2 pseudogenes are annotated in these 580 nt (G+C 79.1%); one reads left to right on the top strand and one right to left on the bottom strand.

The features are described from left to right. Positions 1–206, bottom strand: a pseudogene (locus FS882_RS20710) (hypothetical protein); the annotation flags it as partial. Between the two features lie 67 nt (positions 207–273). Here FS882_RS20710 and FS882_RS20705 point away from each other — a divergent pair. Further along, a pseudogene (locus FS882_RS20705) lies at positions 274–580 on the top strand (hypothetical protein); the annotation flags it as partial.

Genomic DNA, 580 nt, shown 5'->3' with positions numbered 1-580 from the left:
ATGATGCGCCGCCAGGTGCCGCCGTCGGCCAGGGCGCGGGCGCGGACGGCGTCGATGGGTCCGTAGCCGTCGAGGTCGGCGGGCTGGTCGTCCAGGCCCAGGAGGGTGGAGGCGGCGATGGTGAGGTTGACCTCGGCGCCGGGGCGTCCGGTGCAGCGGGTGCAGCTGCGGCGCGCGGTGGCGGTCGTGGGGTCGGTCGCGGGCACGCCTGGAACCGGCACGCCCGGGACCGGCACGCTCGGGACCGGCACGGCCGGCGCAGGCACGGTCGGCGTGGTGCTGCGTGCGGGCTCCGTCCTGGCAGCGGGCGCGGCGGCCGACGCGCTGCTGGCCGCAGGCGCGGGCGCACTGCTGGGCGCGGTCGCGGGCGCGGGTGGGACGTCATCGGTCGAGGTGGTGTCGGGTGCGGGCGTGGTGCTGGGGGTGGGCGCGGCCGGCGTGGACCCGGTGGGCGCTGTCTCGCTCGGCCTTGCCTCGCTCGGCGTGGGCGCGGTCGGATTGGGTTCGGTCGGCGCCGTGCTGGCCTCGGGGTCGCTCACCGGGGTGAGCGTGGCGGTCGGGATCGGCTCGGCCGGCCGGG

The organism is Cellulosimicrobium cellulans, assembly GCF_007679345.1.
In the GTDB taxonomy this organism is placed as follows: Bacteria; Actinomycetota; Actinomycetes; order Actinomycetales; family Cellulomonadaceae; genus Cellulomonas; species Cellulomonas cellulans_A.
The sequence above is the reverse complement of the archived record's forward strand: the minus strand, read 5'-3'. Positions and strand labels throughout refer to the sequence as shown.